This window comes from Enterococcus avium ATCC 14025, assembly GCF_000406965.1.
GTDB classification, from domain to species: Bacteria; Bacillota; Bacilli; order Lactobacillales; family Enterococcaceae; genus Enterococcus_A; species Enterococcus_A avium.
Genome location: NZ_KE136369.1, coordinates 14,037 through 39,188 on the forward strand (window position 1 = coordinate 14,037; position 25,152 = coordinate 39,188).

The 25,152-nt window shown below is 37.2% G+C and carries 25 protein-coding genes; 18 read left to right on the top strand and 7 right to left on the bottom strand.

The window, feature by feature from the left end; translation table 11 throughout:
• The first annotated feature begins 8 nt into the window (after positions 1 to 8).
• From OMU_RS22065 to OMU_RS22095, 7 genes are all read left to right on the top strand, one after another.
• Positions 9 to 1,019 (top strand): Gfo/Idh/MocA family protein, encoded by a 1,011-nt coding sequence (locus OMU_RS22065; protein ID WP_016182057.1) that lies wholly within the window; start codon positions 9 to 11, stop codon positions 1,017 to 1,019.
• 15 nt (positions 1,020 to 1,034) lie between these two features.
• Positions 1,035 to 2,210: an SIS domain-containing protein gene (locus tag OMU_RS22070; RefSeq protein WP_016182058.1), complete on the top strand. Its 1,176-nt coding sequence runs from the start codon at positions 1,035 to 1,037 to the stop codon at positions 2,208 to 2,210.
• 27 nt (positions 2,211 to 2,237) lie between these two features.
• A complete protein-coding gene (locus OMU_RS22075; protein ID WP_016182059.1) occupies positions 2,238 to 2,354 on the top strand; it encodes a copper homeostasis protein CutC in 117 nt (38 codons plus the stop codon).
• A gap of 717 nt (positions 2,355 to 3,071) precedes the next feature.
• On the top strand, positions 3,072 to 3,500 hold the full coding sequence (locus OMU_RS22080) for an RNA polymerase sigma factor (RefSeq protein WP_016182060.1): 429 nt from the start codon (positions 3,072 to 3,074) through the stop codon (positions 3,498 to 3,500).
• Entirely contained in the window at positions 3,487 to 3,729 is a 243-nt protein-coding gene (locus tag OMU_RS22085; protein WP_016182061.1) for a helix-turn-helix domain-containing protein, read from the top strand. The genes OMU_RS22080 and OMU_RS22085 overlap by 14 nt, the downstream gene beginning before the upstream one ends.
• Positions 3,730 to 4,164: 435 nt before the next feature.
• The gene (locus tag OMU_RS22090) at positions 4,165 to 4,473 is read left to right on the top strand and encodes a helix-turn-helix domain-containing protein (RefSeq protein ID WP_016182062.1); all 309 of its coding nucleotides are present in this window, start codon (positions 4,165 to 4,167) and stop codon (positions 4,471 to 4,473) included.
• A gap of 104 nt (positions 4,474 to 4,577) precedes the next feature.
• A complete protein-coding gene (locus OMU_RS22095) occupies positions 4,578 to 5,756 on the top strand; it encodes a site-specific integrase (protein WP_016182063.1) in 1,179 nt (392 codons plus the stop codon).
• A 222-nt stretch (positions 5,757 to 5,978) separates the two neighbouring features.
• On the opposite strand, the gene OMU_RS22100 is transcribed toward OMU_RS22095, so the two are convergent.
• Positions 5,979 to 6,584 carry a DUF1349 domain-containing protein gene (locus OMU_RS22100; protein ID WP_016182064.1) on the bottom strand — a complete coding sequence of 202 codons (606 nt, stop codon included), beginning with the start codon at positions 6,582 to 6,584 and terminating at the stop codon, positions 5,979 to 5,981.
• A 331-nt stretch (positions 6,585 to 6,915) separates the two neighbouring features.
• Here OMU_RS22100 and OMU_RS22105 point away from each other — a divergent pair, with 331 nt between their 5' ends.
• The gene (locus OMU_RS22105) at positions 6,916 to 7,461 is read left to right on the top strand and encodes a hypothetical protein (RefSeq protein ID WP_016182065.1); all 546 of its coding nucleotides are present in this window, start codon (positions 6,916 to 6,918) and stop codon (positions 7,459 to 7,461) included.
• Between the two features lie 112 nt (positions 7,462 to 7,573).
• Here OMU_RS22105 and OMU_RS22110 read toward each other — a convergent pair whose 3' ends face one another.
• Positions 7,574 to 9,109 carry a helix-turn-helix domain-containing protein gene (locus OMU_RS22110; RefSeq protein WP_016182066.1) on the bottom strand — a complete coding sequence of 512 codons (1,536 nt, stop codon included), beginning with the start codon at positions 9,107 to 9,109 and terminating at the stop codon, positions 7,574 to 7,576.
• Between the two features lie 451 nt (positions 9,110 to 9,560).
• Between OMU_RS22110 and OMU_RS22115 the strand changes: the two genes are divergently transcribed.
• Positions 9,561 to 11,108 carry a helix-turn-helix domain-containing protein gene (locus tag OMU_RS22115; RefSeq protein ID WP_016182067.1) on the top strand — a complete coding sequence of 516 codons (1,548 nt, stop codon included), beginning with the start codon at positions 9,561 to 9,563 and terminating at the stop codon, positions 11,106 to 11,108.
• A gap of 320 nt (positions 11,109 to 11,428) precedes the next feature.
• A complete protein-coding gene (locus OMU_RS22120; RefSeq protein WP_016182068.1) occupies positions 11,429 to 12,127 on the top strand; it encodes a winged helix-turn-helix domain-containing protein in 699 nt (232 codons plus the stop codon).
• 97 nt (positions 12,128 to 12,224) lie between these two features.
• On the opposite strand, the gene OMU_RS22125 is transcribed toward OMU_RS22120, so the two are convergent.
• The 3 genes from OMU_RS22125 to OMU_RS22135 all read right to left on the bottom strand — a co-directional run bounded on the left by OMU_RS22125 (position 12,225) and on the right by OMU_RS22135 (position 16,480).
• Complete coding sequence (locus OMU_RS22125; protein ID WP_016182069.1) at positions 12,225 to 13,973, bottom strand: NADH-dependent [FeFe] hydrogenase, group A6; 1,749 nt, start codon at positions 13,971 to 13,973, stop codon at positions 12,225 to 12,227.
• Positions 13,974 to 13,985: 12 nt separating this feature from the next.
• On the bottom strand, positions 13,986 to 15,863 hold the full coding sequence (nuoF, locus tag OMU_RS22130; protein WP_016182070.1) for an NADH-quinone oxidoreductase subunit NuoF: 1,878 nt from the start codon (positions 15,861 to 15,863) through the stop codon (positions 13,986 to 13,988).
• A gap of 113 nt (positions 15,864 to 15,976) precedes the next feature.
• The gene (locus tag OMU_RS22135) at positions 15,977 to 16,480 is read right to left on the bottom strand and encodes an NADH-quinone oxidoreductase subunit NuoE family protein (protein WP_016182071.1); all 504 of its coding nucleotides are present in this window, start codon (positions 16,478 to 16,480) and stop codon (positions 15,977 to 15,979) included.
• A 503-nt stretch (positions 16,481 to 16,983) separates the two neighbouring features.
• Between OMU_RS22135 and OMU_RS22140 the strand changes: the two genes are divergently transcribed.
• From OMU_RS22140 to rsgA, 6 genes are all read left to right on the top strand, one after another.
• Positions 16,984 to 18,069: a hypothetical protein gene (locus tag OMU_RS22140; RefSeq protein ID WP_016182072.1), complete on the top strand. Its 1,086-nt coding sequence runs from the start codon at positions 16,984 to 16,986 to the stop codon at positions 18,067 to 18,069.
• A gap of 216 nt (positions 18,070 to 18,285) precedes the next feature.
• Positions 18,286 to 18,954: an MmcQ/YjbR family DNA-binding protein gene (locus OMU_RS22145; protein WP_016182073.1), complete on the top strand. Its 669-nt coding sequence runs from the start codon at positions 18,286 to 18,288 to the stop codon at positions 18,952 to 18,954.
• A 119-nt stretch (positions 18,955 to 19,073) separates the two neighbouring features.
• A complete protein-coding gene (locus OMU_RS22150; RefSeq protein ID WP_016182074.1) occupies positions 19,074 to 20,054 on the top strand; it encodes a LacI family DNA-binding transcriptional regulator in 981 nt (326 codons plus the stop codon).
• Positions 20,044 to 20,424, top strand: coding sequence for a VOC family protein (locus OMU_RS22155; RefSeq protein ID WP_016182075.1), 381 nt, complete (start codon positions 20,044 to 20,046; stop codon positions 20,422 to 20,424). Before OMU_RS22150 ends, OMU_RS22155 begins: the two co-directional genes overlap by 11 nt.
• Before the next feature lie 111 nt (positions 20,425 to 20,535).
• Positions 20,536 to 20,862: a carboxymuconolactone decarboxylase family protein gene (locus OMU_RS22160; protein ID WP_016182076.1), complete on the top strand. Its 327-nt coding sequence runs from the start codon at positions 20,536 to 20,538 to the stop codon at positions 20,860 to 20,862.
• Positions 20,863 to 21,268: 406 nt separating this feature from the next.
• Positions 21,269 to 22,609, top strand: coding sequence for a ribosome small subunit-dependent GTPase A (gene rsgA / locus OMU_RS22165; RefSeq protein ID WP_016182077.1), 1,341 nt, complete (start codon positions 21,269 to 21,271; stop codon positions 22,607 to 22,609).
• Positions 22,610 to 22,654: 45 nt separating this feature from the next.
• On the opposite strand, the gene OMU_RS22170 is transcribed toward rsgA, so the two are convergent.
• Complete coding sequence (locus OMU_RS22170; RefSeq protein WP_016182078.1) at positions 22,655 to 23,071, bottom strand: Lrp/AsnC family transcriptional regulator; 417 nt, start codon at positions 23,069 to 23,071, stop codon at positions 22,655 to 22,657.
• Between the two features lie 144 nt (positions 23,072 to 23,215).
• On the opposite strand from OMU_RS22170, the gene OMU_RS22175 reads away from it, so the two are divergent.
• Both OMU_RS22175 and OMU_RS22180 read left to right on the top strand, forming a co-directional pair.
• A complete protein-coding gene (locus tag OMU_RS22175) occupies positions 23,216 to 23,803 on the top strand; it encodes a DJ-1/PfpI family protein (protein WP_016182079.1) in 588 nt (195 codons plus the stop codon).
• A 102-nt stretch (positions 23,804 to 23,905) separates the two neighbouring features.
• On the top strand, positions 23,906 to 24,370 hold the full coding sequence (locus OMU_RS22180) for a VOC family protein (RefSeq protein WP_016182080.1): 465 nt from the start codon (positions 23,906 to 23,908) through the stop codon (positions 24,368 to 24,370).
• A gap of 38 nt (positions 24,371 to 24,408) precedes the next feature.
• Here OMU_RS22180 and OMU_RS22185 read toward each other — a convergent pair whose 3' ends face one another.
• On the bottom strand, positions 24,409 to 25,149 hold the full coding sequence (locus OMU_RS22185; RefSeq protein ID WP_016182081.1) for a cyclase family protein: 741 nt from the start codon (positions 25,147 to 25,149) through the stop codon (positions 24,409 to 24,411).
• Positions 25,150 to 25,152 lie beyond the last annotated feature (3 nt).

Here is a 25,152-nt window from a genome sequence, read left to right on the forward strand (position 1 = left end):
GGTATAAAATGCTAACAATTGGTGTAATTGGTGCTGGAATCTATGGAACATATCACATTCGAACTTACATGAAAGACCCCAACATTGAAAAAGTGATCGTTTGTGATTTGAATGAAGAACGTTTAAAAGTAGCGGAAGATTCCTATGGGATTACGGGGTATACAAATATGGGAGAGATGTTGGAAAAAGAAAGCATTGATGCTATTAGCATCGCAACTTCTGATCCTTATCATTTTGCTCCTTTGAAAGAGGCAATCGAAGCAGGGATCAAGAACATTTTTGTTGAAAAGCCCTTGGCAACGACGGTCGATGAAGCAGAAGAAATCGTTCGGCTGGCTAAAAAACATGACACGAAAATCATGGTGGATTTCCACAAACGCTGGGATCCTGCTTACAACAATATGAAAGATCTTGTTAAAAATGATCAAATCATTCGTGGCTATATCTCATTGGATGACGTGATCTCTGTCCCGTTAAACTGGTTCTCTTGGACGGCTAAATCTTCACCAGTTTGGTTTTTAGGAGTTCATTGTTATGACCTGATCAGATATATGACCAATAGTGAAGTTCAATCTGTTTATGCAGTAGGCAACAAGAAGATGCTTGCAGACAAAGAAATCGATACGTATGATTCCGCTCAAGCAATCTTGCAGATGACTGACGGCAGCAATTGGGTCGTTGAAAGTTCGTGGATACTACCAGACTCGTTTCCTAAATCGAATGATGGTCAGCTAGTAATGTTGACGGATAACCATTACCTAAAAAATGAATCCTATCGTGGGGTAAAGAGCTATGGCGAAAAGGCCAGCTTGCCAAACTATATTTTCATGAACTTTGGTGAAGATGAAGTTTCCGGCTTTGGTCTTGATCCTATGAAAGAGTTTATTCGTAATATCATTGAGAATAAAGACTTTCGCTGCGATGCTGTCGATGGGTTAATGGCAACGAAGATCGCCGCAGCTGTCCATCAATCGCTTGAAACAGGAGAAGTAGTCCTTTTAAATGAAGGGAATTTATAAAAAAGGAGCACAGCTATGAGTATTTTTGCATTAGATAATGAAACGCTAAAAGAAAAAAAAGCAGTATTCACCGCTACAGAAATCGATCAACAGCCAAAAGTTTGGCAAAGAACTATAGATATTTTGGCAGAGAAAAAAGAAGAGTTGGAGCAATTCATCCAAAAGATTGTGGATCAAAAAGAGTACCAGATCATTTTTACTGGTGCAGGAACGAGTGAATTTATCGGTAATGCTTTGGTACATTCTTTAGAGAAAAAATATAGCGGGCACATTTTTTCATACGCTTCAACAGAAATTGTAACGGATCCAGGAAGCTACTTGCCAAAAAACAAACCAGTATTGCTAATCTCATTCGCTCGCTCTGGCGATTCACCTGAATCTTTAGGCAGTGTGAGTTATGCGGACAAAATTTGTGAAAATATCTACCATTTGTTCATTACTTGTAACAAACAAGGAAAATTAGCGAACTATGGCAAGGGAAAAGAAAATATATGTACCTTATTGCTTCCAGATGAAACTTTAGATAAAGGATTTGCAATGACCTCTAGTTATAGTTGCATGTATTTATCTGCTTATCTTGCTTTAAATTTAGAAGACTTTAGTCAGATGAAGAGTGAAGTTGAGAAAATAATTCCTTCTGTGACGAATCTCATCAAGAATGATTATTCCTTAATCACAAGAATTGTTAAGGAGTTCCAGTTCAAGCGCATTATCTTTTTGGGGTCCAACACGTTAAAAGGGGTGTCTCAGGAATCGCAATTGAAGATGCTGGAGCTGACTCAAGGAGCGGTCGTAACCATGTTCGATTCACTATTAGGCTTTCGACATGGGCCTAAGTCAGCAATAGACAACGAGACACTCTTGGTACTTTATCTGAGTGACAATGAATTTTCTAGAAAATATGAGATCGATTTTCTAAATGAAGTCATAGGTCAAAAGAATGGGTACAAGATCTGTGTCCTTTACAATCAACCCTTCGATGTTGATACGACAGTGGATTATCGCTATTGCTATAAAGTAGATGGAACGATGGATAACGTATATTTGGGACTATGTTATATCGTTTTTGCGCAAATTCTAGCTTTGCACAAGTCAATGGATGTCGGCATTGTGCCAGATGATCCCTGTCCTAGTGGAGAGGTCAATCGAGTTGTTGAAGGAGTTACAATCTATCCCCTTAATAATGGATAAGAAAGTACGATTGAAAGTAGGCAAAAAATGATTAAGGAATTTTGTGGAGAAAATTTTATGAATATAGAACAGGCCATTAAAAATGGTGTGAAGAGAATCAATCTTTATGACAATATTGCTGTTGGCGGAACGACACTAAGCTAAGATGTAAATACAAACTGATAAAATGAGAAGATATTACGTGTTATGAATAACCAGGTCAAAATGGCCATGTATTAAAAGGGATGGCACCGTAAATTAAATACACGATTTAACAGGGGGAAGAAAGAGATTTCATTCTTTGGGACATATTTCTAATACTCTTTTTGAGCTAATTGATTTTTGTGAGCAAAACGATATTTTAGTGGAGTCCTATTCTCCCGTTGGACATGGGAGTTAATAGAAGACATAGAGTTTTCGTTCCTCAACTTGCTATTCGCCATTGTTTAGAGATTGAGCTGCTATATTTACCAAAATCTGAAAATGAAGAGCATATTAAAACTAAAGGGGGCTTGAATTTATTTTATCAAATGAAATTCGCACTATTGAAAAATTTTATTTAATGCTCATGAATAGACTTGATGAAAATCAGTTGATACTGTCAAGGGCGGTTTAAGATTGTAGATTTATGTTGATTTGATTAAAGTTGTTATGTTTGGCAATCTTCAATTTTAATTCTATAAAAGTCAAATACTTAAAGTGCACGATAATGAATTAGCCTAACTGTTTGTGTGAGGTGTATAGACAATTTTTGTCTGTATGCCTTTTTTGTTTTGAAAAAATTTTATTTTTTTCGAAAAATGCTCACTCCCAGATTGTAATAATAATGGAAAGGGATAGAAGTAAAACGAGTTGAATGAATTTTTTAAGGAGGAGAATTCTATGGGCGACTCAGAGGAAACCCACATTCAACACGTATTTGACAGTTTTTGTAAGAAGGTAATACGTAATGAGGCATTAAATATTCAGAAGAAATATGCTAGATTTCGCCAACGACAAGTCTCAATGGAACTATTGGAACAAAAAGGGTTGGGTACAGAGTTCAATTATTCTGAACCCAATTTTAATAGTAGTGATAGTTTTATTGTACTTGGTATAGAGATTCTTATATCAAATGAAGAGTTGGCAAATGCGATTGCAAAATTACCTATTCAAAGACAAAAGATCATTCTGATGTCCTTCTTCATCGGTCTCAATGATCGTGAAATTGGCGAAATTATTGGGAAAAGTATCGGTAGTGTTTGGTATCAACGACAAACAGCTTTGAAAGATTTAGAAAAATATTTAGGCGGTAATTATGAAGAAAAATAAACGATATGTACCGTTCATACCAGTTACCACTATTAAAGCTGCAGCTTCTGGTGATTTGCTCGCCATGTCCATTGTTCTGTCAAAATATCAAAATTATATTTCACGATTAGCCATGAAATCAATATATGAAGAAGAAAAAGGAGTAGTTATGTACGTAGATGAATATATGCGTAGACAACTGGAGACAAAACTGATTGAGAAGATACTTGAATTTGACACAACTCGTTAACGTATTTTTTCCCTTTCCTTTTCATAGGCTGAAAATAGCCTGACGATCTTTGACAAGTGAATAGTAAATCTATCAGTACATGTAGATTACGAGTTTCTAATTAGTTTCGCCATGACAAGATTATACTTTGAGCGACAGTTTTTGAAATGGAAATCGTGATTTCAATAATGATACTTCCGTAACCAAATTGGCCCGCCATTACTGGGGGGAGGTGAAATTCCTATGTGCTTGAGTAAAGCAGCTGATAGATAAGAAAAACTACTATTTAAGTATCTGTATTAAGATGGTATACCGTTAGATGTGATTTTATATGAATGTAATTAATTATATTCATATTTGAGATTCCTAGTTATATAAGAAAATTCTTTTTTAAAGTCTACTATTAGAGGGAAACTATGTTGAGTGATACAAATCTGACAGAGGAGGGTGAAAGAGTTGGAGGTTAAAACAAATGTTAATTCTTTTGAAATAGAATTCTATTCAATTTTACAAAAAAAACTAGAAAGCTACACAGAAGAATTGCTTGCAATAAGTCAGTTACCGTTAGTCTTAACAAACTCTGATTTAAAGAAACTTTTCCAGATCAGTGATAGTACACTGAATCGTTTAATAAAACTTGGTGATTTTCCATCTTGCTGGTATGGGATTCGGGGACATTATCTTCGTGATGATATTTTACAATGGATGAGAAAGAGTGATTCGAATGATTATCGTGAAAAACTTCGACTTTTGCGTTCTTTATAATATTCCATTTTTTCTATACTTGCGGTACTATTTATATAGAGAGAATAAGAGATTTTGTGTTTTTCCGATTAAGGGGTTCTTCTTTCAAAAGGAGGAATCTGTAATTGAAAACAAAAGATCGATTTAAGAAGCACATTAGTTCTACTGGTAGAGTCACGTGGTATTTCCAAGCGTTTCGGACAACAAGACGTGGTTTTAAGTCAAAACGTGAGGCACAACTTGCATATCTTGAAATGGAGAAGCAACAAAGGATTAAGAAAAAAATCATTGCGAGTAACGATAAGTTCAGTGTTGTAGGTGAGCAATGGTTTAAATATTATCGTTCGTTAAATGAGCAAAAAGAAACAACTTATGATAAGCGAGAAGAACAATTAAAAATTATTGTTCGATGGATTGGTGATAAAAAGTTATCTGATTTATCACCAGAGTGCCTTCAAGAACTACTTTTCAATTTGAAAGAACGTGGTGTTAATGGAACAAATGTGGGCTATGCAAAAAATAGTTTGCAATCACTTATTCAAGTTTTGAATATGGTTTTCAAATATTGTCAAAGGAAGAATTTGATAAGTGAAAACCCAATGAAGTCTGTGAGAATGCCAAAATATCAGTTGACGGTAAATGATTTAAAAGAAGCCGTGAATAATATTGAGGACAAGTTTCTTACTGTCGATGAATTGAGAACTTTTTTGAATTATGGCCTTGTTCATGAGGAATTACCGATGTCTGTCCTTTTCCATGTTTTGTTTTACACTGGTTGCCGCGTCAGCGAGGCTCTTGCTCTACAGCCTGAAGATATAGATTTCAAAAGAAATGAAATTCTATTCTATAAGCAAACAGTAGTTAAGGGTAAAAGTAAGGATTTTCGGATTGAAACTACTAAGACAATTAGTTCTGCTAGGCGAGTTCCGGTAACGCCTCTGGTTATGGAAAAACTGCAACACTTGATTGAGGCTTTGGATGAGATGAGACAATATCACAGGTTTAATATAGAAGAAACATATTTGTTTGTTTATCTTGATTCTAGTAAACGTGGTGTTCCTTATCGTCGAGAGTATGTAAATGATCATGTCAAACGGTGTGTTAATCGTTCGGGAATTAATAAACCCTTTCATACTCATCTGGCTCGCCACACAATGGCAAGTTTAGTAGCTGAGTATTGTAGTTGGGATGTCTTAAAGGATCGATTAGGTCACACAGATCGAACAACTTCTAAAATTTACCGCCATTTAACATCAACTGAAAAGGTAAAACCTCTGATTGCTTTTAGTTCTTTAGAAAGTTAAAAAAACGGTAAAAACACTGGTATTAAAAGATTCTTGAAAACTGCATTTTTTTAGAAGTAGTCAATATGTAGTCAGAAGTAATAAAAATCCTTTTATATCAACACTTTAACGACTTTTCACAAGTATCAAAGAAATCCGTCGTTAATCCTAAAGATGTATTTCGAACCCTTGAGGAATCAAGGGTTTTTTGTTTTTTAGAAAATCTTTGAAAAGCAGCGACGCTTATGATTCATCCGGCTGTTGTCCATCATGAGCCGGCCATTGACAATCCAGCAACTGCATATTCGTAAAGATAGCTTTGAAAGAAGATGCTTCAGGAGAGCAGGCGTAAATTCCAAAGCGGATTTTATTCTTTCCATTGAACATGTGGCAAATGCGCATTTGCTGAAATGTTTTGCCATCAGGTGAGCACTCAATACAATAGTCGTCTTCGCGTCTGCTTAGGCGGTACCACATAGACTTAATCGAAGCATCGATTTCGGTTGTTGCCCAGTCAGAAAACCCATGATTTGTGACGACACTTCCCAAATGCTGAAACTCTTCATTTTCATATTCAATCGAACCTTTTAGCCAATTTTCACTATCTAAATACATGACAATCCCACATTGATCAAAACGATGGTAACTTTCAGTAAAATCTGTTTTTACGACAAAGCTAAAATACTTTTCATCCGTTTCCATCTGGAAAACGGGCGCGTTATCATTTTGAAAATGATAATATGTATTTTGCCACAGATCCGTATGCGGTTTTGTAAGAACCTCTATTTTGTCATCCAACAGCTCGTAGCTTTCTGGCAAACGAGTCCACTTAAAATCCTGCAAGTTCATATTTTTACCCTCCATAGATTCTGTCTTAATAAAAGGGTATCAAAAAAGCAGCTAGTGTTCTAAGAAAAAGACTATGCAAAGAGAAATTTGAATACAACTGTATGAACAATCTTTGCAAATATTTGATAACGTCCTAATTTTTACTTTGATTCCTTTCATGCAAATAAATGATAAATGACTGTTGAATTTGGTTTTCTATCTCGGAACCAAATCTGGTACAATTAGGTATGGTATTTATCGTTTACTTATTTTCGCATTTTTTAAAATGAAAAGAGAAAGGAAGTGAAGGATAACTATTTGTGAATCCATAAACAAATAGGGCTCCGAAGATATGAATCGAAAAGCACTATGGGTAACACAAACAGGCGTTTTATTGGCATTATTGATTGTCGTACAGGCAGTAACAGCTGGATTGGGAAATACCTTAGTCACGGGTTCTTTAGTCAATTTGATTTTGATTGTCGCTGTAACTACAGGCGGATTAGCTAGTGGATTATCAATTGCGTTGTTATCACCGATTTTTGCATTTATGCTTGGTATTGGGCCGGCATTTCCACAAATTGTATTTTGTATAGCAATTGGAAACGCAGTTTTAGTAACTATCTGGCATTTTATCGCTGGATTCAATAAAAAACAGGGAATTGCGAATTTCGCATTAGCGACGGTGATTGGTGCCCTTGCGAAGTTTGGGGTATTATATTTGTCAATTGTTCAATTCGTTGTTCCGATCTTATTAAAAATGCCAGCTCCTAAAGCTGCAATGGTTTCCGGAGCATTTTCGTTTCCACAGCTGATTACAGCTTTGATCGGCGGCGCATTATCTATTTTAGTCGTTCCTGTCCTTTCTAAAGCGCTAGGCCGTCAAAGAGTGAGCTAAGACGTTTTTTACAAATATTTTTGCTAAATAGATTTCAAGATAAATCCTTTCAGTTATAAAATCTTTCTAGATTTTTTATAACTGAGAGGATTTTTTTAGTTATCAGATGTGATTAAGAACTAGTTGACTTAAATTTTTTTTTAGCAATCTTGACTAAAGCTTCGGTGATTTTTTCGTAGTCAGATTGAACAAGTTTTTGATGACAATAGATGATCGGTTGATGCAAACGCAGAGCAGAGATAGTATCAACCGAAATAGGAATCTCACTAATGATGATGTCAACACTGTCATCGAGACTATTGGCCGCTTTTAAATTGAAATAAGATGAGAAATATTGACACACGTCATTTTGCAATGCTTGATTTGAAATGATCGAAAGAAAAGCGACTGTAATTGGTGCTGTATGTTTACCAAATTCAATGCTTTTATCATAGATTAAGCAATATTGAGAAAGAAGATAATTATAAAAATCATCGTCGCAATCATATTCGATTGATCTCATTTCAGCTTCAACGAGCGATTGAATATGTTCAATCTTATATTTCTTTCGAGAATCAATTGCTTCATGTGAATAATATGGAAGCAGCGTCAGAGTATAATTCAGCGGTGCACCAATAAAAGCAACTCGATAATGTAAGCACAATATGGAGTAGAAAATTTTATTTTGTTCTTTTTTAGTTAACGGAATATCTAAATGATAATTTATTCGATCCATAATTTGAAAAGCATTGTGAGCGAATTGTTGGTCGTTAAGCCGTTCATCTAAAAGAAAAAAATCAGGAGGTGTATCAATAGAAGAGAAACTGCCAATAGCAAGCAGACTGCTACAAATCAGCTGCGTCTCAACCTTCAGCTTCTTCTCTGAATGATGAGGCAGATATCTACCAATAGAGGTAGCGAAGGTACTAAAGGCTTCTGTATTAGAAAGCGAGTATGGTTTGTAAAGGGAGATCGAAATAGTTTCTTTATCAATACTAAAGCCCCGCCGTTCTCTTAAAAGGTGAATGGCTAAGTAATAATGAGTTAGTACATTTTTGTCCAGTGATCTAACGTTGTAAACTTCATCAGGACAATCGTCTAAGAGTGAGGACAGGTCTAAATAACTGAAGGATGGAAATGGCCAGTACCCAGCACCGTAAGTCGCGAGATATAACGCAGTATAGAAAAATCTTAGACTGACTTCATTACCGTCTAGATTGACTTTTCGTCGTGAATGAATCCTTAAGCCCATTGGTTTGAAGTAGTGGTTCAATTCGGTAATGATCCTGCGGACGTGAGAGTAAGATACGTGTAGGCTGTTTGCTGTGTCTTGCAGGGTATCAAACGAGGTCATTAACAATGATTCAATCAACTTAAACTTAGCCGATCGCTTGATATAGAAGTTTATAAAATTTTGAATATTAAAGGATTCAGAAAGCTGTAATTTAAATAACTGGTTTGATTTAGAATAGCTTAAATCGATAAAACTAGAACTCTCAGAAAGACGAATATCTTCAAGAATCGAATGGAAAATAGAAATAGCAGTTTGATTATTGATGTTTAAAGATTGCAAAAGTGTTTCCAAAGTACAGATATGATAATCAGAATCAAAGATTGTTTGAATGAAAAGCAGTTTCTTTTTATCAAGCTTATCGACTAAAAAATCCATTTTATTCTCCTTTTGTCATCATATTTAGATGAAGAGTATCATATAACACTTATTAGCGATAGAAATTAAGTTTGAAAGCACTTTAAGTGAAGGGACTTTAAAAATATTTTTAATAATAGTGTTTGTTTTTATATGGAAAAATATTAAATAGGAGAGATACCAACAAGTAATAATAATTATCGCAAGTGTTCTTTTTTTATTACATATCAAGAAAAATTGAACAAATCACAGAAATAAATTCTTGTAACCTAAACTCAATAATAATTTAAAAATAAAGGGATAGAAAAAGGAATTTTTTTATTACTAAATTTTAATTTCTTGCAAAATAAGCTTTTTTAATCTAAAATTAATTTATTTTTCTAATATTAAGAAAAGAATGTAATTAATAGTAACGCTATCTTTTGTAGAATATGGTAAGAATGAATTTCTAGTTCGAAGGGAGTGGTTGGAAATGATTCTTGAGCTAATGGATAGTCGTTATTTAAAACGTTTTTTGTTACTCGATTATTTACATATCAATCAAAACCATTCAATTGAACTAATGGAATTAGTAAAGTTATCACAGGTTTCTTATCCCACTGTTAAAAAAATCATTACTGATATACGGATGGATATTATTGATTTAGGCTATAGCGAGTATGTGGAATTGATTGATTTGCCGGAGCAGAACAAAGTGATTTGGAATGTGAAGAAAAATTTCTCATTAATGATTTTTCGACTTTATTATTTAGAGAATTCTTACCGTTTCCAGTTGTTTTCATTATTTTTAGAACCAAAAGAATGGACGATTTCTGAAATAACGAAAAAAATAAATACTACATATACAATGGTCAAAAAAGAACTCATCTATTTGGAGCGATTTATTACTATAAATGCCAATAATCTTCATCTAAGAACAGACCGCAGGCTGACTTTATTAGGAGACGAGGTAACGATTCGCTTGTTTTATACAGGGATTTTTCAACAAGTTTACGGTGGGTATAAATGGCCATTTGTTTTTATCAGCACGAATGAAATAATAAATTTATTAGAGAGTTTAGATGTTGGAATATATCGAAAATTCTCAGCAAGATTTGTAAGTATTCATTATGGATTAGCGATCTCGTTATTGCGAGCAAACAAACGCTCGATTCCCGACAATGTTTATTACTGGGAGCCCATTAGTATTCAGGAAAAGAAAATGTATGACCATTTATTTTCGTTACTAAAAAAGAAAATGGCTATGATTCATCCAACTATTTTAAAACGAGAGGTTAAATTCATTATCAGTTGCATCATCGCCAGCGATCTTGGACACCATGATGGCAGCCTTCCTGTTTTCTTTAATGAATCTCCGAAGCTAAAAGAAATTGGCTTCCTACATATGATAAACGAAAAAGTACATATGGTTGAAAGATTTGCATTGCGTGAAATGACAACTAAAGAACGTGATAAACTATTTGCTCGACTGGTGGGTGTATTTTATCAAATTTTGATTTACCAAGAGGCTCTGCATCAACGGCTGATTGACCTTTATGTCTATCATCCTTTTGATTTTCCTGCTAATAAAGAGCGAGAGCGGACTTTCTATCAAATTTTTATGAGTAAATGTAGTAGAAATTTGAACGCATTTGAAGCGGAATATATTGAGTATTTCTGTGTAGCCTATTATAAAATTCTGTTCTTTGAATTGGATAGGCAATTGTTTCATCCTAAGATTCGTATTTTTATTATTAGTAATCGAACACCGGAAATGCTAGTTAGCACGAAGCTACAGACGATTGGAGACTATTTTTACATTGAAATAGCTGATTCTCTTTGCAGAGAAGTAGATTTAATTCTTACGGACATCGCTTTGTCGAATCAAACAAAATCATTTTTACCAAGAAAAATTCCGATTCTTTATCTAACTGAGGGATATTGTCCAAGTGACAATAAACTACTTCAAGAAATATTGCCCAAAATTGCGGATAAAAAATATCGTGAAATTAAAAAAATTGGGCATGAAAAGAGATTTTGATAAAAATAGGACGTTACTAGGAGCAAATTAGATTAATACTTTATTCGAATTTGCAAAATTAAGCATCAGTTGCAGGAGCGAATCTATTAGAGATTTATAGGAACACATCTTTTAGATTCTCTTGTTTAACATTTGTCATAGTTTGAATGATTAAAAAATATAATGTAGATCTATTCTGCTATATAAACAACGAAAAATAGAATGATTTCTTCATCTAGCTAATAGATACGCTTAGAAGATCAATGCTTTTCTCTTCTTTTTAACATTCTAATGAAGAAGAGAAACTAAGATGGATTAACCATAAGTAAAGGAGCAAAACGATGGGACAAATATTATTTATTACAAAATGTATCGAACGAGAGCGTTTTTTAGAAGGCGCTTTTAGACAATTAGGGCATGAGGTTTTTCTTTCTGATCAGTTTTTAACTCTTCATATAAAAAGAGACACAGTTGCTTCATTAACTGATTTTTTTAAAATAATTGTTTTGAGTGAGACATTAACGAATCAAGAAGTTCTTTTATTATTGAAAAGCTTTAAGGGGCAATCGTTAAGCATTTTTAGAGAAGTAGAAAGGCTGCCGACTAAAAAGGAGCAACAACTTTGGACTGAAAGAGGCATCAATGAATGGCTTGTAAAGGATATGATGCTGGAAGAAATAAGAGAAATGCTGGATGGCTACATTGATTCTTCAAAGGAGAGGCAGATCTTCACGGAAGAGGAGGAGAATGAAAAACGATCATTGAGTAGTTTAGCACTAAATTCAACGCAGTTACGTTTTTTACAAATTCTTTATCGGGAACACGATCAAATCATCTCTCGGGAAAAAATGTGCGAATTACTTTGGGAACGCCCCGGTAATGCCTCCAACTTATCTCAATTGTCTTGCTTAGTGAAACTATTAAGAAAAAAACTTAATGACCAAGGAGTCGAAGGGGAATCGATCCTTACAGTTTGGGGACAGGGTTATCGGTTAAGTGACACCTTCTTTAAACAAATAACAACTGAAATAAAAATTTAAAAGTAACTAAATAAAATGAGTTTTCGTTCATTCGTAAAAAAGAGCTGACCCGAAAGTCTATGAGACTTTTGGGTCAGCTCTATCTTTATACAGGGAGTTAAACTTTGACTTTTGTACGATCACGATAACTGGTATGAAGAATATGATGCGCTTTTAAACTGCCCGGTTTTTCCAAGAACTCTTGATAGATTTTTTGGACGATTGGGCTTTCGTTTGATTTCCGCAGTCCTTTACCTTTGTCTTCGGCATATAATGCAGCTGCTCGTTTTGTTTTTAGATCAACGAAATTACGGACTGATGCAGGTTGAACAGGTTGACCGCCACCGTTGATACACCCACCAGGACACCCCATGATCTCAACAAAGTGGTAGAATTTTTCACCGGATTGAATCTGTTCCAGTAATTTCTTTGCATTGCCGATTCCGGAGGCGACTGCAACATTGATCGTTGCACCACTCATTTCGTAGGTTGCTTCTTTAATGCCGGACATTCCACGCACCTCTGTAAATTCTACTTGTTCCAGTGATTGTCCGGCTAATGTTTCAGCCGCAGTTCTTAAGGCCGCTTCCATGACACCTCCGGTAGCTCCGAAGATATATCCAGCTCCTGTCGCTTCATCCAGTGGATTATCGAAGGCTTCGTCTTCTAAATCCACGAAGCGAACACCAGCTTTGTCGATCATTCGAGCTAATTCGCGAGTGGTCAACGCAACATCACAGTCGGAATAGCCAGCCGCTGCTTCGTCCTCCCGCGTGACTTCGAATTTCTTAGCAGTACAAGGCATAATTCCCACCACAAAGATATCCTTTGGATCGATGCCTTCTTTTTCAGCATACCAAGTCTTCGCAAGGGCACCGAACATTTGCTGCGGTGATTTACAAGTCGACAGATTGGGAATCAATTCTGGATGATAGTGCTCACAATATTTGACCCAGCCCGGCGAACAGGAGGTGAACATTGGGAATGGCCCATTATTTCCCACACGCTCTAAGAATTCGTTGGCTTCTTCCATGATTGTAAAGTCAGCGGCTACATTGGTATCAAAGACTCTGTCAAAACCAATTTGACGTAAAGCGGCGATCATTTTTCCTTCCACGTTGGTACCAATCGGCATATTAAAGGCTTCTCCTAAAGTCACACGAATCGAAGGAGCAGTCTGAACAATCACATGTTTGGTTGGATCTTCCAAGGCATCCCAAACTTCTTGTGTCTGGTCTTTTTCATGGATTGCGCCCGTCGGACAAACTACGATACATTGTCCACAGGAAATACATGGAACTTCACTGAGATTTTGTTCATAAGCGCTGCCGATATGGGTTTCAAATCCGCGATTATTCGGACCAATTACACCAACTGCCTGCCATTTTGAACAAGCAGCGACGCATCTGCGGCAGAGAATACATTTATTATTATTTCGAACCATATGAACTGCGCTGTCATCAAACTCGTATTCACAGTTTTCCCCGTTGAAGTAATCTTCGTCGGCAACATTGAATTCTTTACAAAGCTTTTGCAGTTCACAATTTCCGCTGCGGATACAAGAGAGGCATTTCCGCTCGTGAGTCGAGAGAATCAGCTCCAGAGTCGTCTTTCTTGATTCAAAGACTTTTTTCGAGTTAGTCTTGATATCCATACCTTCAGAAATTGGATAGACACAGGCTGTTACTAAACTACGGGCACCTTTGACTTCTACCACACACATGCGGCAGGCACCGATTTCATTGATTTCCTTTAAAAAGCATAAGGTAGGTATTTCGATATTATTCACCCGTGCTGCTTCAAGAATAGTCGATCCTTCTGGAGCAGTACAGACTTTTCCGTTGATGGTAATCATAACTTCTTTCACTTGCTCCACCTCCTATATGACTGTAATCGCATCGTAGCGACAGGTATCAATACATAAGCCACATTTCGTACAGATCGACTGATCAATTTCGTGTGCTTGTTTCACTTCACCACTGATCGCACTTACTGGACAACCTTTGGCACAGGCTCTGCATCCTGTACATTTATCTGGCAGAATACGGTATTGAATCAAGTTTTTACATACGCCAGAAGGACAACGGCGCTCTAAGACATGAGCTTCATATTCTTCTCTAAAATAGCGCAGGGTAGAAAGCACAGGATTCGGTGCTGTCTGTCCTAGGCCGCAAAGTGAGTTCTCTTGGATATGATGACAGAGTTCTTCCATCCGATCCAAATCGTCTAGCGTTGCCTTACCCAGAGTAATTTTTTCTAGGATTTCTAAAAGACGTTTTGTTCCGACACGACATGGGACACATTTTCCGCAGCTTTCCTCAACAGTAAATTCTAAGAAAAATTTGGCGATGTCCACCATACAGTTGTCTTCATCCATGACGATCAAACCGCCCGAACCCATCATTGAACCGATTTTCTTCAGGTTTTCATAATCAATTGGTACATCATAATGCTCTGCTGGGATACAGCCGCCAGAGGGACCGCCTGTTTGAGCTGCTTTGAATTTCTTGCCAGCAGGAATTCCTCCGCCGATATCTTCAACGATTTCTCGTAAAGTAGTTCCCATTGGAATTTCCACTAGTCCAGTATTCTGGATTTTTCCGCCAAGAGCAAAGACTTTAGTTCCTTTTGATTTTTCTGTTCCGAAGCTGGCAAACCATTCAGGCCCTTTAAGAATGATTTGAGGAATATTCGCTAATGTCTCAACGTTATTAACGATCGTCGGTTTTCCAAACAGTCCCTTGACGGCAGGAAAAGGCGGACGTGGACGAGGCTCGCCGCGATGACCTTCAATACTTTCGAGCAAAGCGGTTTCTTCCCCGCAAACGAAAGCGCCAGCACCTAAGCGCAAATCCAGATCAAAAGAGAAACCGCTACCAAAAATATTTTTGCCTAAAAGTCCCTTTTCACGTGCTTGCTTGATGGCGATACGCAAACGATTTACAGCAATGGGATACTCTGCTCGGACATAGATATAGCCCTGGTTCGCACCGATTGTATAACCCGCGATGGCCATGGCTTCGATGATTGCATGAGGATCACCTTCCAATACGGAACGGTCCATAAAGGCACCCGGGTCGCCTTCATCGGCGTTACAGATAACGTATTTTTGATCCGATTGGCTGGCTTTGGCGAAAGACCATTTCATGAAAGTAGGAAAGCCAGCACCACCACGGCCTCGCAAGCCTGAAGTTTCTAAAAGACTCAACACATCATCGCGAGAGTATTCATTTACAACAGTAGCTAAAGCTTGATAACCATCGAAGGCGAAATATTCTTCGATTTTTTCCGGGTTGATCCGTCCACAATTTCGCAGAGCAACTCGTTTTTGCTTGTGATAGAAGGGAGTGTCCATTAATTTGTTAATAATCTCTTTGGTGTCGGAGTCATGATAGAGTAATTTCTCAACTAATTTCCCATTGATTAAATGATCTGAAACAATTTTTTTCGCGTGTTTTGGTTGAACTTGATGATAGAAAACGGCTTCTGGATAAATAATAACAATCGGACCTTGAGCACATAAACCAAAACATCCCGTTTTTACGATATTTACTTTATTCGTCAATTCATTCTTCGCTAATTCCTCTTTAAGAGCATTGACAAACTCGCCGCTTTTAGATGAAATACAGCCGGTTCCAGCACATATAAGAATCTCTTTCTCATATTGCTGTCCTTCGATAACTTCATCATCTAAACGCATCGTAATCATCTGACGATAAGTATTTCGAAGTTCGTTTAACTCATTCCAATCTTTCATATTTTTTCTCCTGACTCTTGAAGTTTTGTATAACAAAAAACAATTTTTCCACAAATCTTTTTTCAATTGGCTTTTAAATATGTAGTAGATTTCTGGAGAGGGAGGATCAATAATCAGTTATTCTCTTTTTGATATGTGACGAGCACTTTATCAGCTTTTTTCTTAGACAAACGACCATAGACTTCTTCATTGACTGTTAATACAGGTGCTAACCCGCAGGCACCAATACAACGGCAAGATTCTAAAGTAAATTTGCGATCTGCAGTGGTTTCACCAGGTTCAATCTTTAATTCAGAGGAATACGAATCTAAGATATCCCCAGCTCCTTTCACATAGCAGGCGGTTCCCATACATATACTGATCGTATATTCTCCTTTGGGCACGAAGGTGAATTGGGCATAAAAGGTTGCGGTGCTGTAAAGCTCTTCCATAGGAATCTCCAATTCTTTAGAAAGCCTTTTCAAAATATCGATTGGCAAATAACCATAGATTCTTTGAGCTTCCTGCAAAGCAGGCATCTGTGCGCCACGCTGCCCCTTTAGTGCCTCTATGCAATTTTGGAACTCTTGGTACTGACTTTCGGTTTCGATAAAATCAAACGCTACTTTTGTACTCATATAATTCTGTGTCCTCCTTTCTACGCTCAACCAAATTCTCTAAATACTCACAACATTGTTTATCAAGCAAAGCTGGTTATATAGATTAAGTATATCAAAAATGACGTCAAGTTTGTGATTAATTATACAAATGAGAATGATAACTGTTCTCGGACTTAAAAATTGAATTTGGCATAAGAGAAATGAACTATTATCGGAGATAAATGAGAATCGACATTAAAAATAATTTCGTTATTATAAATAGGGGATATAGCGTCTTTAGCTTTTTAAAACAAAGAATAATATATTTATCTCTTTCATAAACTGTTCTTTTAATAGAGAAAAAAAGCTTCTAATTGTCTCGCAAAGTTAATAATACCTATATATCCAAAATTATTTTAAAAAAATAAAAAAAATAAATTGGTATTGTATGGTGATTAACGCTATGCTTATTTTATAGAAATTATTATTTTAAAGTTTAGAAATAAAAGCGCTTTAATAGAAAATAGAAAGTAGGAAATCAAATGACTGAACACGGACTGAGCCAACGCCAAATCTTTGGAGTAATAAGAAAGAACCTAGAAGCCAAAGCACTTAAGCAATTTGATGAGTTTCATGATGAAGCAACGTTGTTAGAATATGCTGTTGCGGTTCTCGTGAGGAATGCACTTGTGCTTGGCGACTATTCATTTTTCTTAAAAGAACAGATCTGTGAAGTATTCTTTACTGCTAAACCCAATGAAGCGATGCGAAAGTTTTTGCCTTTTTTCATTTCGTACTTTTCAGACAAGGAATACAATCAAATTATTCTACGTCTGTTTAAGAATAAAACATCATATTATCAACATACTAAAACCGCTCGTGAATATAGCAAATATCTAAATAAATCAACCTCTCAAATAGTTCTTCCAGATAACCAGAAAGTTTCTATTGAATCCATTTTTGAAGATAAGAGCGGGAAGAAGCATAAATGGATTCTGCGGGATGCAGATCCTTCAAAAAAGAAGGAAGAAATTGAACATATTCTTGAGGTCTTAACACTGCTGTCCATTTTTGAAGTAAATGGCGTGCGTCGCTTTGCACAGCTAGTTAAATCTAAGCGGATTGTTAGTGAAGAGGAAGAATTAGTTAAGCAAAAAGCGGCACCGAAGAAAGTAAAGGGTAAAAAAACTGCTGCGAAAAAAGAACAGCAGGAGTCTGCACAGCATTCAACTACTGAAACGAAGCAACTAAAAGATCAGCAAACGGTTCGGACAAGTATGCCTACTAATATTGATCCAAGAAAAATGGACTCTAAAGCTTTGAGGCAATCAGCCAAAACAACGATACCGTTAGAAACAGATTTGACAGCGTTTCACATTGAAAACGCTGACTCGCAGACTGATAAAATCACCACGATTCCGATAGCAACACAGGAAGTACCAGAGCATTACTTGGATCAAAGTTCACAGAACCTATCGGAAAAAGAGCTAGAACCAGCTTTAGCGACGATCGAAGCATCCGCTGAAGATACAGAAAGCCCTTCAAAACTCGACCAAGTGACTCCAACAAAGAAGAAGGTTAGTAAAAACTTGCTAAATATGCTGAAAAGGTTTAGTAAAGGAAAATAATTTAGAACTATTGTTAAGGAGTTTATTTGGCATGGAAACTGTTTTTCTATCAGTAAGTCTGTGATCATGAATCAGATTTCAGGATGAAGAGTATCTTTTTTTTAGCCCATAGATATAAAGAATTGTTTTTTAAGCAATGGAGTAATGCGCTCATTTTTGCCTAAGCTGAAAGAAATCCTATATAATAGAAAAAACAGCGACGGGAGAAGACGTATCATGACTCAGGAAGATGGATTTTTTCAAGGAAAAAAAGTGAATAGCAGGAAATTACAGGCTTACGGTTTTAAAGAAAATGGGGGAGTTTATTCTTATGATACGAAAATCATGCAAGGGGATTTTCAATTGACTGTGACCATTTCAAAAAAAGGACAAGTAGAGACAAACCTGCTGGAACTTGCCAGTGAGGAAGAGTACATCCTGCACCGAACCTCAGCAGCTGGTTCCTTTGTGGGTGCAGTCAGGTCGGAGTATCAGTCAATCCTGCAAGATATTGCCGATAAATGCTTTGAATCAGATTCTTTCAAAAATGAGTCAGCAAAAGAAGTCATCAATTATATCCGCGATACGTATCAAGATGAATTGGAATTTCTCTGGCCTAAAACTCCGGGCAATGCCATTTTCAGAAGAAAAGAGACAAAAAAATGGTATGCAGTATTATTAACGGTTCAGAGAAATAAACTTGGTTTGCCATCAGATGAGCAGATCGAAATTCTAGATTTAAGAAATCAACCAGAAAAGGTCGCAGCACTTGTAAAGGAGAAAAACTATTTTCCAGGCTATCATATGAATAAAAAATACTGGCTAACGATCTGTCTTGACGGAACGGTCCCTTTTAAAGAGATTAAACTACTGATTGATGAAAGCTATCAGCTTGCGTTGAAATAAAAATGAAAGAAGACAGTAGTTGGGGAACAGCTACTGTTTTTCTATCAATAAATTTACCTATTGACATGGGACGCGTCCCATAACCTATAGTAGTATTAGGACGGAATGAGGTGGTAGTTTTGGTAAATATTCGTGATATTGCTGAGATGACGGGAGTCTCTAAAACAACAGTTTCAAGAGTCATCAATAATCAGCAATATGTTTCTGAAGATATCCGAAAAAAGGTTCAGGCGGCGATTGAGGAAACTGGTTATGTGGTTAATGGCAATGCGGTAAAATTGAGTATGGGAAAAAACTATACGTTAGGTGTTACCCTGCCTTACAATAACTCCTGCTACGATCGTTTGGTTAATAGTTTGCTGTTTCACGCGCGAGAAAAGGGCTATCAGGTCCTGCTCTTACCTACCTATTATGATGAGAAAATCGAGAGTGAGTACTATTCATTGCTAGAAAAACGGATGATTGATGGGCTTATTTTAACATCTAGAGCGAGTAATTTGGATAATTGGACGAAGCTTAAGTCAAAAGGGCGGATCGTTTCAACCGAAAAGGTCACCAATCCTAAAATTCCGATGATCTTTCCAGATCGAAAGAAAGCCTATGAAGAATTGTTCAGCATGCTAAAAAAACAGGGTTTCTCTAAGGTTATTTTTACAAATAAACGCAGTCTTTCTGAAAGTACCAGTGCTCAAGATAAAGCCGCCTGCTACCAAAACTATTTTGGTGAAGTGATTGAAGGGCAAAATTTCTTTACTGGTATTGAGGATTATGACAGTGGGTATTATTGGGCGAAGGAAACCTTTAAAGAATTAGCGATTCCAGAGGTGATTTATGCCAATGCCGATGATACTGCTGCCGGAATTATTAACGGCTTGCAGGAACTCGGTATTACCCATAAAAAAGATTTCCAAATGATTGGCGAAGGAAATCAACCATATAGTCAGCTTTTAAATTTTTCAACGATCGATTTTCTGCCGCAAGAAATCGGAGCAGAAGTTATCAATTATATTTTATCGGATCAGGGAATGGTAAATGTGGCGAAGGAGCCGCGCTTTATTGAAAGATTGAATCAAGAAAGGAAAAATGGACATGCATATTGAACACGTAGCAATTTGGACTAAGGATTTAGAGGCGATGAAGGAATTTTACGAAAATTATTTCAATACCAGCAGTACAGAGCTTTACCACAATAAAAAGACAGGCTTTCGCTCTTACTTTCTCAGTTTTGATTCAGGCAGTCGGTTAGAGCTCACTTCAAAACAGCATTTGTCGAATCGAGTGGCTGACAGTCTAGGCTATACTCATTTGGCGATTTCCGTGGGATCGAAAGAAGATGTCGATAGCTATGTTGAAAGTTTTTTAGCTGATGGCTTTCCGTTATTAAATGGACCAAGAACAACTGGGGACGGATACTATGAAGCAGTGATCCAGGACCCAGAGGGAAATCTGATTGAACTGACGACGGATTAATTAAGAAGTAGTATTGTTTGTATGCAGCAATCAAAACGATTGCTGCTTTTTTTGAAAAAATTTTTTATTTCTGTATGATTGAACATATAATGACTGACAAGGAGTGTTTGGATGGAGCAAAGCAAGGATCGAAAAGTCTATAATAAACGGTTGGGTGAAGAGGATGATTTTTTTAAGAAATTCTCAGCATTGGATAATGAAACCTATCAAGCAAATGTATTGGATAAGCGTCAAAAAGAGTTAATCGGATTAACGATTTCAATCATGTCGAGATGTGAAGAATGTATTCTCTATCATCTGGAGGAATGTCAAAAAGCAGATGTGACACGGGATGAAGTGATGGAGGTTGTTAAAATGACTGTAATCGGAGGTGGCTCCGTGCTGTATCCTTTTGCACGGAAAGTTTTGAAGCTGCTAGATGAATTAAAGTATGAATAATCAATAAGTATTTTATTGATTTGTCTTTACGTGGTTTGCTATACTGGTGATGAAAATAAATTACGCACCTATAGATGAATGGAGTATGTTTTGTGAGTGTCACAGGTATCTAATCAATAAGCTGAATAGTCAGATAAACTCAGGTTTATTTGGCGTGCTTGTAGAAGTGATATCTGTCGAATGAATCGTATGTTTGTATTCTCTGACGATAGTATGACTATCGTCTTTTTTGTTTTTCTGAAAAAATCTGTAAGTGTCTTTTACAGGATTTTTATAGGTGAGACATTTATTTTCGAGGCAGATATCTCTGAATAAAAGATTGATAAGAAGGAGAATGGTGTATGCTATCGGAAATAAATGTTTCATTGAAAAGGAGAGAGACTAACAATAGGAGAAAAACAAAACGATGAAGACGACAATTATTGGAAACCACCCAGCTGAAACAATTGCTCAAATTACAGCTGTTTATAAAGATTTATTTGAATTTACTTGTGAAAAAGGACAGGGGCTAGCCAGAGTAAAGCGCGGCTGCTATGACAATAAACAAGAGAAATACCCAACGACAGGAGATCGTGTTGTCATTGATTGGCAAGGAAAAGATCATAGCCTCATCTTAACAACATTACCGAGAACTTCGGCATTATCTCGCTTAGATTCCGCTAAAGGAAAAGAACAAATGATAGCGGCGAATTTTGATTATGTTTTTATTTTACAATCGTTGAATGGCGATTTTAATATTCGACGTTTGGAACGCTATCTGACACTTGCTTGGCAGTCTGGCGGAATGCCGATTGTTCTGCTGACAAAGGCTGATCAAATGGACAACTACTTGGAGCAAATAAGAGCCGCCAGAGAGGTTGCATTAGGAACCGAAGTTCATGCAGTCAGTGTGAAAACTGGCGAAGGAATCTCAGCGCTAAATCATTATCTTTCACCGAATAAAACAATTGTATTAGTGGGTTCATCAGGTGTTGGGAAATCCACTTTAATTAATTATTTGTTGGGAAAAGAAATTATGGAAACTCAAGAGATTCGCAAAAGGGACGGACGCGGCCGACATACTACGAGTCATCGTCAATTATTTGAATTAGCCAATGGCGCGAAGATAATTGATACTCCCGGTATGCGAGAAGTTGGTATGTGGAGTGTTACTCGCGGGCTACAGGAAAGCTTTGCAGATATTGAGTTTTATTTTGAAAGTTGTCGATTCAGGGATTGCCGACATCAAAGTGAACCAGGCTGTGCTGTTAAAGAAGCCTTACAGAATCATGAGCTTTCATTAGAACGTTGGGAAAGTTATCTCAAGCTTCATGCAGAGGCGAAATACACCAGTGATAAAACAGCTTATTTACGGGAAAAGGAAATTTGGCAAAAGAGTATCAGCAAGTTTGCCCGACAAATCAAAAAAGATTATCAACATACTGCTTGTAAAGAAAGCTTTGTTTGTCAGAGATGTGGGATGCCAGCAAATCCTGAAAGTGCTGGGAGTAAACACCGGAATCATTGTCCACATTGTTTGGTGAGTCTTCATGTTGATAATCGCCCGGGGGATCGTTCTTCTATGTGCCATGGTCAAATGGAGCCGATTAGTATCTGGTCAAAAGAAGATGGTGAATGGGCACTTGTTCATCGCTGTCAAGCCTGCGGAACTTTAAAAACGAATCGCGTTGCCGCAGATGATAATCAGCAACGGTTGATTGAGTTAGCAGAAAAAGCAATGAAGCACCCGCCATTTAGATTTGGATAAAAAAATTCGCTCAGAGAATAATTTCTGAGCGAATTTTTCTGTGATTTAAATGGAATCATTGGCTGCGGATGAAAAAACAATATGAGTGGAAGGAACCCCAAAACGCATAGTCTCATCGATGAATTCTTCCAAATGTTCCATGTTCTCAGCAACCACTTTTACGAGATAGCTGTAATGCCCAGCAATGCGGTAGTATTTTAATACCATTTTCTGCTGCGCACAAAATTCGCGGAAGGCTTGACAATTTACTGTTTCAAATAGAATGAAGGCTGTAATACTTTTTCCCATCTTCTGATAATTGATATTGATGGTGTATTTTTCAATAATACCTAGATATTCCATTTTTGTGATTCGTTCCTTTACGGCGGGGGAACTAAGTGCTACCTGCTGAGCGATTTCACTATATGGTGCCCGAGCGTTTTCCTTCAAAAGATTTAGTATTTTTTTATCTGTCTCATCCATTTTGAACCAACCTTTCAAATATTAAGCTAAATCAGAAAAATCTTTTGCTTAGTAAGGTAAATGAGCGGAAAGACTTTACAAACTGACTGTCACTTGAAGTGGTTATACTTTATCATAAAATGAAACGAATAAGGGGGAAAACAAATGAAAAAAGTTCTTTTATTATTAGCCAATGGTTTTGAATCCTATGAAGCGAGTGTTTTTACTGATGTGTTTGGCTGGAATCTTTATGAAGGTGATCAGAATACCGAGCTTGTCTCGGTGGGATTGCATCCTGTTTTGTCTTGTACTTGGGGGTATTCTTGCATTCCGATGAGGCAAATTGAGGAAGTCGATTTGAATGACTTTGATGCGTTGGCGATTCCGGGCGGTTTTGAGCAGGCCAACTTTTATGAAGATGCTTTCAGTGAGGATTTCTTATCAATCATTCAGCATTTTGATAAAGCAAATAAACCAATTGCGGCTATTTGTGTTGCCGGGTTGGCAGTTGCTAAAAGCGGCGTTTTGACTGACCGCTTTGGAACCACCTATCGCTTCAAAAATAATCCCAGACAGGATCAAATGAAAGAATATGGTGTACTTGTTCAGTCAAACGAACGGATCGTAGAAGATCGTAATATTATTACTTCGTCGTCTCCGGAAACTGCCTTAGATGTTGCTTTTCGTTTACTGGAGCTTTTGACGAATGAAGAGAATACAGCAGAGGTCAAAAGAAGAATGGGCTTTGCATAAACGGATCAATAAAACCTCGCATAATTGGGCACATTTAGCGAGCATCGAAAAAAAATCTCATGATAAAATTATGATGGAAGGAAGTTGATAGGAGGAACGAGAATGAAATTTAAAGGACCAATGTTAGTGGTAAAGGATATGGAAAAAGCAAAAAAATTTTACACTGAAGTAATCGGCATCCGCGTAATTGCTGATTTAGGAGAGAATATCACCTTGACAGGTGGATTAGCCCTGCAAACGGAAAACTCATGGGCGACGTTTACGAATTGTGAAACAGATTTTTTCCGTTACCATGGAAATGATGCCGAGATGTATTTCGAAGAAGAAGATTTCGACGGCTTTCTAGAAAAAATCGCGGCATTAGAAGTAGAACGTGTCGGTGAAGACCTGGAAATGCCTTGGGGACAAAGAGTTGTACGATTATATGATCCAGATAAGCACGTTGTTGAAATCGGCGAAGATATGAAGGTCATGATGAAACGTCTGCATGCCATTGGTTTGACAGTTGAACAACTTTCCGAAAAAACTTATATGTCGACAAAAATGGTTGAGCGAATGTTGAAATAAAAGGTAAAACAGCGGTTACACAACCGCTGTTTTACCTTTTATTTTTGATACACTGCGATACATCTAGCTGTATAACCGGGAGCATCTAGTACGTTTGGGAAGCTGCAGGCGATGATCGCTCCAGTTGCTGGTAGCTGATCCAAATTGCACAGCATCTCAATTTGATACTTGTCTTGCTCCAAGAGATAGCGTTCTCCCTGCCAAGGAACGATTAAGTTGGCAATTGCAGGATCAGTATCAGGGGTTTCGTGACCCACTGCGGTGATCGTTCGTTCTTCGCTCAAAAACTTGAGTGCTTCTAACGACCAGCCAGGATAATGGGGCTGGCCCGCTTCATCAGGAGCAAAGAAATCTTCGCCTTTTCGTTTGGACCAATCTGTCCGAACGGCTACGAAACAATCATCAGGAAATCTCCCATAATTTTCTTCCCAAGCGGTTAAGTCTTCAACCGTAATAGCATAGTCGACATCCTCAGCGACTTTTTCTGTCAGGTCGATGACACAAAGAGGCAAGACTGTTTCTTTCACTGTGATTTGATCTAGGGTTCTTCCGCCTTCAACAAAATGTGAGGGTGGATCAATATGGGTGCCATATTGGCTGACCATTTTGTACTCGCTGGCGCAAACAGTGTGTTCATCGTAGGTAAAGACTTCTGTCATTTCAAGTTTATTGTATCCAGCATAATGTGGTGTTTCCTCATTGACTGGATGACTCAAATCGACCCATTCGTATGCCGGTGACTTCAATTCGTCTAACAATTCCCATAATTTGCTGCTCATGTT

Excerpts from the sequence above, each read along its gene's own strand:
- OMU_RS22085 (WP_016182061.1), top strand. The coding sequence starts at position 3,487 with ATGAAGAAAAATAAACGATATGTACCGTTCATACCAGTTACCACTATT.
- OMU_RS22180 (WP_016182080.1), top strand. The coding sequence starts at position 23,906 with ATGAAATTTAAAGGACCAATGTTAGTGGTAAAGGATATGGAAAAAGCA.
- nuoF (WP_016182070.1), bottom strand. The coding sequence starts at position 15,863 with ATGAAAGATTGGAATGAGTTAAACGAACTTCGAAATACTTATCGTCAG.
- OMU_RS22105 (WP_016182065.1), top strand. The coding sequence starts at position 6,916 with ATGAATCGAAAAGCACTATGGGTAACACAAACAGGCGTTTTATTGGCA.
- OMU_RS22100 (WP_016182064.1), bottom strand. The coding sequence starts at position 6,584 with ATGAACTTGCAGGATTTTAAGTGGACTCGTTTGCCAGAAAGCTACGAG.
- OMU_RS22075 (WP_016182059.1), top strand. The coding sequence starts at position 2,238 with ATGATTAAGGAATTTTGTGGAGAAAATTTTATGAATATAGAACAGGCC.
- OMU_RS22155 (WP_016182075.1), top strand. The coding sequence starts at position 20,044 with ATGCATATTGAACACGTAGCAATTTGGACTAAGGATTTAGAGGCGATG.
- OMU_RS22170 (WP_016182078.1), bottom strand. The coding sequence starts at position 23,071 with ATGGATGAGACAGATAAAAAAATACTAAATCTTTTGAAGGAAAACGCT.
- OMU_RS22110 (WP_016182066.1), bottom strand. The coding sequence starts at position 9,109 with ATGGATTTTTTAGTCGATAAGCTTGATAAAAAGAAACTGCTTTTCATT.
- OMU_RS22160 (WP_016182076.1), top strand. The coding sequence starts at position 20,536 with ATGGAGCAAAGCAAGGATCGAAAAGTCTATAATAAACGGTTGGGTGAA.
- OMU_RS22175 (WP_016182079.1), top strand. The coding sequence starts at position 23,216 with ATGAAAAAAGTTCTTTTATTATTAGCCAATGGTTTTGAATCCTATGAA.
- rsgA (WP_016182077.1), top strand. The coding sequence starts at position 21,269 with ATGAAGACGACAATTATTGGAAACCACCCAGCTGAAACAATTGCTCAA.
- OMU_RS22185 (WP_016182081.1), bottom strand. The coding sequence starts at position 25,149 with ATGAGCAGCAAATTATGGGAATTGTTAGACGAATTGAAGTCACCGGCA.
- OMU_RS22065 (WP_016182057.1), top strand. The coding sequence starts at position 9 with ATGCTAACAATTGGTGTAATTGGTGCTGGAATCTATGGAACATATCAC.
- OMU_RS22120 (WP_016182068.1), top strand. The coding sequence starts at position 11,429 with ATGGGACAAATATTATTTATTACAAAATGTATCGAACGAGAGCGTTTT.
- OMU_RS22080 (WP_016182060.1), top strand. The coding sequence starts at position 3,072 with ATGGGCGACTCAGAGGAAACCCACATTCAACACGTATTTGACAGTTTT.
- OMU_RS22070 (WP_016182058.1), top strand. The coding sequence starts at position 1,035 with ATGAGTATTTTTGCATTAGATAATGAAACGCTAAAAGAAAAAAAAGCA.
- OMU_RS22115 (WP_016182067.1), top strand. The coding sequence starts at position 9,561 with ATGATTCTTGAGCTAATGGATAGTCGTTATTTAAAACGTTTTTTGTTA.
- OMU_RS22145 (WP_016182073.1), top strand. The coding sequence starts at position 18,286 with ATGACTCAGGAAGATGGATTTTTTCAAGGAAAAAAAGTGAATAGCAGG.
- OMU_RS22140 (WP_016182072.1), top strand. The coding sequence starts at position 16,984 with ATGACTGAACACGGACTGAGCCAACGCCAAATCTTTGGAGTAATAAGA.
- OMU_RS22135 (WP_016182071.1), bottom strand. The coding sequence starts at position 16,480 with ATGAGTACAAAAGTAGCGTTTGATTTTATCGAAACCGAAAGTCAGTAC.